Origin of the sequence: Microcoleus sp. (genome assembly GCF_049646505.1) — a bacterium.
Classification (GTDB): domain Bacteria; phylum Cyanobacteriota; class Cyanobacteriia; order Cyanobacteriales; family Microcoleaceae; genus Microcoleus.
The window spans coordinates 1-5,430 of record NZ_JBARVX010000549.1 but is presented as its reverse complement, the minus strand read 5'-3'; the positions used below and the strand labels follow the sequence as shown (position 1 = coordinate 5,430).

4 protein-coding genes are annotated in these 5,430 nt (G+C 48.1%); 3 read left to right on the top strand and 1 reads right to left on the bottom strand.

What is annotated here, in order from left to right; translation table 11 throughout:
• The 3 genes from treZ to glgX form a co-directional block, all read left to right on the top strand.
• A partial coding sequence (treZ, locus tag WBA89_RS25945; RefSeq protein ID WP_424410496.1) for a malto-oligosyltrehalose trehalohydrolase occupies positions 1 to 1,364 on the top strand: 1,364 nt, incomplete at its 5' end.
• Between the two features lie 6 nt (positions 1,365 to 1,370).
• Positions 1,371 to 1,913 carry a DUF3459 domain-containing protein gene (locus WBA89_RS25940; RefSeq protein ID WP_424410494.1) on the top strand — a complete coding sequence of 181 codons (543 nt, stop codon included), beginning with the start codon at positions 1,371 to 1,373 and terminating at the stop codon, positions 1,911 to 1,913.
• 192 nt (positions 1,914 to 2,105) lie between these two features.
• Positions 2,106 to 4,304, top strand: coding sequence for a glycogen debranching protein GlgX (glgX, locus tag WBA89_RS25935; protein ID WP_424410493.1), 2,199 nt, complete (start codon positions 2,106 to 2,108; stop codon positions 4,302 to 4,304).
• A 347-nt stretch (positions 4,305 to 4,651) separates the two neighbouring features.
• Here the strand turns inward: glgX and hisH are convergent, their stop codons facing one another.
• Complete coding sequence (hisH, locus tag WBA89_RS25930; RefSeq protein ID WP_424410492.1) at positions 4,652 to 5,287, bottom strand: imidazole glycerol phosphate synthase subunit HisH; 636 nt, start codon at positions 5,285 to 5,287, stop codon at positions 4,652 to 4,654.
• Positions 5,288 to 5,430: the final 143 nt, after the last annotated feature.

Sequence of the window (5,430 nt, the reverse complement as noted above, 5' to 3'; positions counted from 1 at the left end):
ATCGAGTAGTTGATGAAAAAAATTGCATCGTTAAACTGGATAAAAACTTGGATAAAAAATATGATGTTACACGGAATCAATCAGCAAAAATGAGAATTGGCGCAACATATCTCGGAAATAATCGCTGTGAATTTACAGTATGGGCTCCCTTGCTACAAGAGGTAGCAGTCCAAATCACAGCACCGAAACCACAACTCATTCCCCTGGAAAAAAAACGGAGAGGATATTGGCAAGTTACAGCAGAAGGAATATCTCCCGGTACGCTTTATACCTATCAACTCGATGGAAAGACAACGCTACCAGATCCAGCATCCTACAGTCAACCCCAAGGCGTTCACAACCCCTCAGAAGTAGTTGACCAAAGTGCATTTGTTTGGAACGATGCCGGTTGGCAAGGGATTTCAATCGCCGACTATATTATGTACGAAGTACACGTAGGCACGTTTACCGAAAAGGGAACATTCGAGGCAATGATTGACCGTCTCGATGACTTGAAAGAATTGGGAGTTAACGCGATCGAGATTATGCCCGTGGCGCAGTTTCCGGGCGATCGCAATTGGGGTTACGACGGCGTATATCCCTTCGCCGTTCAATCCTCCTACGGCGCAGTTAACGGCTTGAAAACCCTGGTCGATGCTTGCCACCAAAAAGGCTTGGCCGTTGTCCTCGATGTCGTCTACAATCACCTCGGCCCCGAAGGAAATTACACCTCGAATTTTGCCCCCTACTTTACCGATAAATATCGTACCCCTTGGGGAAACGCCCTCAACTTTGATGATGCTGGCAGCGACGGCGTTCGCAATTTCTTTATCGAAAATGCCCTCTACTGGTTTCGCGACTTACACATTGATGCGCTGAGGTTAGATGCCATTCACGCGATTTACGACTTCTCCGCCAAGCACTTTTTAGCCGAGTTAGCCGAAAAAACCAGAGAACTTTCCCAACAGCAAGGGCGATCGTTTTACTTAATTGCTGAAAGCGACCTCAACGACGTTCGGATTATCAATCCTCCCAGCAAAGGCGGCTACGATCTCAATGCCCAATGGTGCGATGATTTTCACCACTGTTTGCACAGCCTGATTACCAAAGAAGACCGAGGGTATTACCAGGATTTTAGCGAGTTCAGAACCTTGGTGAAAGTCTTGCAAGAAGGGTTTGCTTATGCAGGAGAGTATTCGGAATTTCGGCAGCGCTACCACGGCAGTCCGGCGGGCAATTTCGACCCGGCTCAATTCGTCGTTTGTTGCCAAAATCACGACCAAGTGGGCAACCGAATGTTAGGCGAACGGCTGGCAGAACTGGTCTCCTTTGAAGCGCTCAAATTGGCAGCAGGCACGGTATCGCTTTCTCCTTACATTCCATGATTATTTATGGGAGAAGAATACGGCGAAGAAGCTCCATTTCTGTACTTTGTCAGCCACAGCGATCCAGATTTAGTCGAGGGGGTTCGCCAGGGCAGAAAAGCCGAGTTCAAAGAATTTCACGACACAGGAGAACCGCCCGACGTACAAGATCCCAAAACATTTTTGCAATCTAAGCTTAACTGGGAAAAACGCCGTGAAGGCAAGCATAAAGTGTTGTTCGATTTGTATCGAACCCTGATTAAACTTCGCCAAGAAATTCCTGCCTTGAAGTGCCGGGATCGCCAAAGTATTGAAATCAACAGTTTTGACGGTGAAAAAATCATTACCCTCCAAAGAAGCGTTGACGACAGCGAAGTTTTAGCAATCTTCAATTTCAGCGATACCACACAAAAAACTAAACTTGTACTGCCAGAAGGAAACTGGCAAAAAATCCTAGACTCATCCGATCCTCAGTGGATGGGTGACGGTTCGACGCTGCCCCAAAAACTCGATCCGGAATCGACCGTAACTTTGCCTCATCAAAGTTTTATTCTCTATAAAGTCGAATAGTTTTCAATTTCCAATTTGAATTGGAAAACAGCAACCAGCGCAATTGTTCGATCGAGAATAAGTAGAAAGGTGCAAACAAACAGCCCTATGTAGTGAAATCTAAATCCCACCCTTTCCCTCAATCCGAACAGCCTCCTGCCCGATCTCAACGATAAATATTCACGCCGACTTACTTATTACAACTTAGGTTCTATGGATTTAAAACTTTGGCCCGGTAAACCCTATCCCTTGGGTTCAAAATGGGATGGTAAAGGCACCAATTTTGCCCTATTTTCCGAAAATGCCACAGGCGTTGATTTGTGCTTGTTCGATAAAAAAGGTTGGGAAACCCGAGTGCCGCTGACAGAAGTCTACAACTTCATCTGGCACTGCTACATTCCCGGCATCAAACCAGGTCAGCAATACGGGTTTCGCGTCCGCGGCCCCTACGAACCCTCAGCCGGACACCGGTTCAACCCCGCCAAACTACTGATCGACCCCTACGCCAAAGCCATCGCCGGAGATGTGGTTCACGGACGAGAAATCTTCGGCTACGACTGGGACGACGAAGCCGAAGACCTATCCAGCAGCGAATTAGACGATTCTCACTTAATCCCCAAAGCCGTTGTCATCGATGAATCCTTCGACTGGGAAGGCGACACTCACCCGCAACTGGCTTGGCACAAAACCATCATCTACGAGATGCACGTCAAAGGTTTTACCCAACTGCATCCCGACATTCCCAAAGCCTTGCGGGGAACCTACGCCGGACTGGCCCATCCCGCCGCCATCGACCACCTCAAATCCTTGGGGATTACCGCCGTCGAACTCCTCCCCGTCCACCACTTCATCGGCTGTCCCGGCTTTCTGGATGCCAAGGGATTGCGAAACTACTGGGGCTACGACTCGATCAACTATCTCGCGCCTTACTCCCGCTACAGTGCCAGCGGCAACACCGGTCAACAGGTGAATGAGTTTAAGGAGATGGTCAAATCGTTACACGCTGCCGGCATCGAAGTGATTATCGATGTGGTCTACAACCACACGGGAGAGGGCAACCACATGGGCCCGACCATCTCGTTTCGGGGCATCGACAACGCCGTTTACTACCGCCTCATGGAAGACAATCCCCGCTACTACATGGATTACAGCGGCTGCGGCAACTCCCTCAACGTCTTCCATCCCCAAGTATTGAAGCTGATTATGGACAGCTTGCGGTATTGGGTGTTGGAGATGCACGTCGATGGGTTCCGCTTCGATTTGGCGACGGTGTTAGCGCGAGAAACCCATCGCGTCGATACTTTTGCTGCATTTTTCGATATCATCCACCAAGACCCGGTGTTGTGCGATGTCAAGTTAATCGCCGAACCTTGGGACATCGGCGAAGGCGGCTATCAAGTCGGAAAATTCCCTTTGCTGTGGTCGGAGTGGAACGGTCGCTACCGCGATACGATGCGCGACTTTTGGCGGGGAACTGACGAAACTCTCTCTCAGTTTGCCTACAGCTTTACCGGGAGTTCCGATTTGTACGAAAGTAACGGACGGCGACCCCACGCCAGCATCAACTTTATCACTGCCCACGACGGGTTTACCCTGCACGATTTAGTCAGCTACAACCAAAAACATAACGAAGCTAACGGTGAAGACAGTCGCGACGGGGAAAACCACAATCAGTCTTGGAACTGCACGATGGTGGAATTCCCAGATACCGAAGCGCTAGAAGAGGGAGAATATCCGCCTCCGCCAGACCCCTGTGCTGGGGACGGGGAAACTGACGATCCCGAAGTGCAGGCGTTGCGAGAACGCCAAAAGCGGAATTTTTTAACTTCGTTACTGCTGTCCCAAGGGGTGCCGATGCTGGTGGCGGGAGATGAAATGGGGCGAAGTCAAGGAGGCAATAACAACGCTTACTGTCAGGATAACGAAATATCCTGGGTGGATTGGGGATTGCAGTTCAAAAATGCTGACTTGCTCGAATTTACCCGCCAGTTAACCCGCTTGCGGCGCGAACATCCGGTGTTTCGCCGGCGTAAGTGGTTCCAAGGACGCGCGATTCACGGTTCTGGAGTTAGCGATATTGCTTGGTTCAACCCCGATGGCGGGGAAATGACTGACGAACAGTGGCAAGTGGGATATGCTAAGGCGATCGGCATTTTCCTCAACGGCGAACAACTTGCTACGCCAAATGCTCGCGGCGAACGGATTATCGACGATAGTTTTATGTTGTTTTTCAACGCTTACTGGGAGACGCTCGATTTTGTGATTCCCCCCCGCCTTCAAAGTTTGGAGTGGATTGCCGTGCTTGACACTGCTGAACCAAAATTTGTCGAATCTGAAGGACGAATTTATACGGATGGGAAAAGTGTTCCTGTAACGGCGCGGTCGGTGGTAATTATCAAGTGTCTCAAATAAGATTGGCGATCGATCGCTAAACAGTAATAGCTGATTTATTTAAAACCCGGTTTCTTGAAGAAATCGGGTTTTTAATTGACTCTAAGGATCTAAAACTTAATAATACCAATTTCATAAAGTTATGCTACTACCGAAAGTTTGAATCCCCCCCTTTATACGGGGGGGATGTGGGGGGTAGATATGTAGCGCTATTTTATTAATTTGGTATAACTTAAGCACCTCCTACAGTTTTCTTTCCTGCAAGTTGCCTTCCTCAAAGGAGGCAGAGCCTCGCCTATCTGCATTACCAGGCAGAGCCTGGTAACGAGCAACCCGATTTCTTCAAGAAACCGGGTTTTTAATTGACTCTAAGCTGCTACTTTTGCTCTCACTTGATTTACAAAGTTTGACAGCATTTGCAATCCCGTACTTGAAGATTTTTCTGGGTGAAATTGTACTGCCATCAGATTGTCTTTAGCTATGGCGGCTGTCACCGTCTGACTTCCGTGCGTCACCACCGCAGCTTTCACTGTTGAGTCCACCGGATCGACATAATAGGAATGCACTAAATAAACCCAAGGTTGAGATGAAAGATTTTGCCACAGCGGCAAATTTGGTTGAGTGAATTCTAATTGATTCCATCCCATGTGCGGAATGGTTAATCCCGGTTCCGAGCGAAATCGGCGCACTTTTCCGGCAATAATTCCCAATCCCGGTTCTGTGCCTTCTTCGGAACTGTCAAACAGCATTTGCAAGCCCAAACAAATGCCTAAAAAAGGCTTTCCAGAGGCGATCGCACTTTTTATCGGTTCTATCAAATTGCGCGATCGCAAATTCTGCATTGCCGGGTCGAAGGAACCCACCCCGGGCAAAACCACCGCATCAGCCTGCTCGATTGTAGCAGGAGAATCCGTAATTTTTGGCACTGCACCAACATTTTCTAAGCCTTTACAGACCGAGTGCAGATTGCCCATGTCATAGTCTACTACTGCGATGACAGACATTGACTTACTTGCCTTATATTATTAATATTGCTATTATTGCATAAAATTAGTTATTGGTTATTGGTTATTGGTTATTGGTTATTGGTTATTGGTTATTGGTTATTGGTTATTGGTTATTGGTTATTGGTTATTGGTTATTGGTT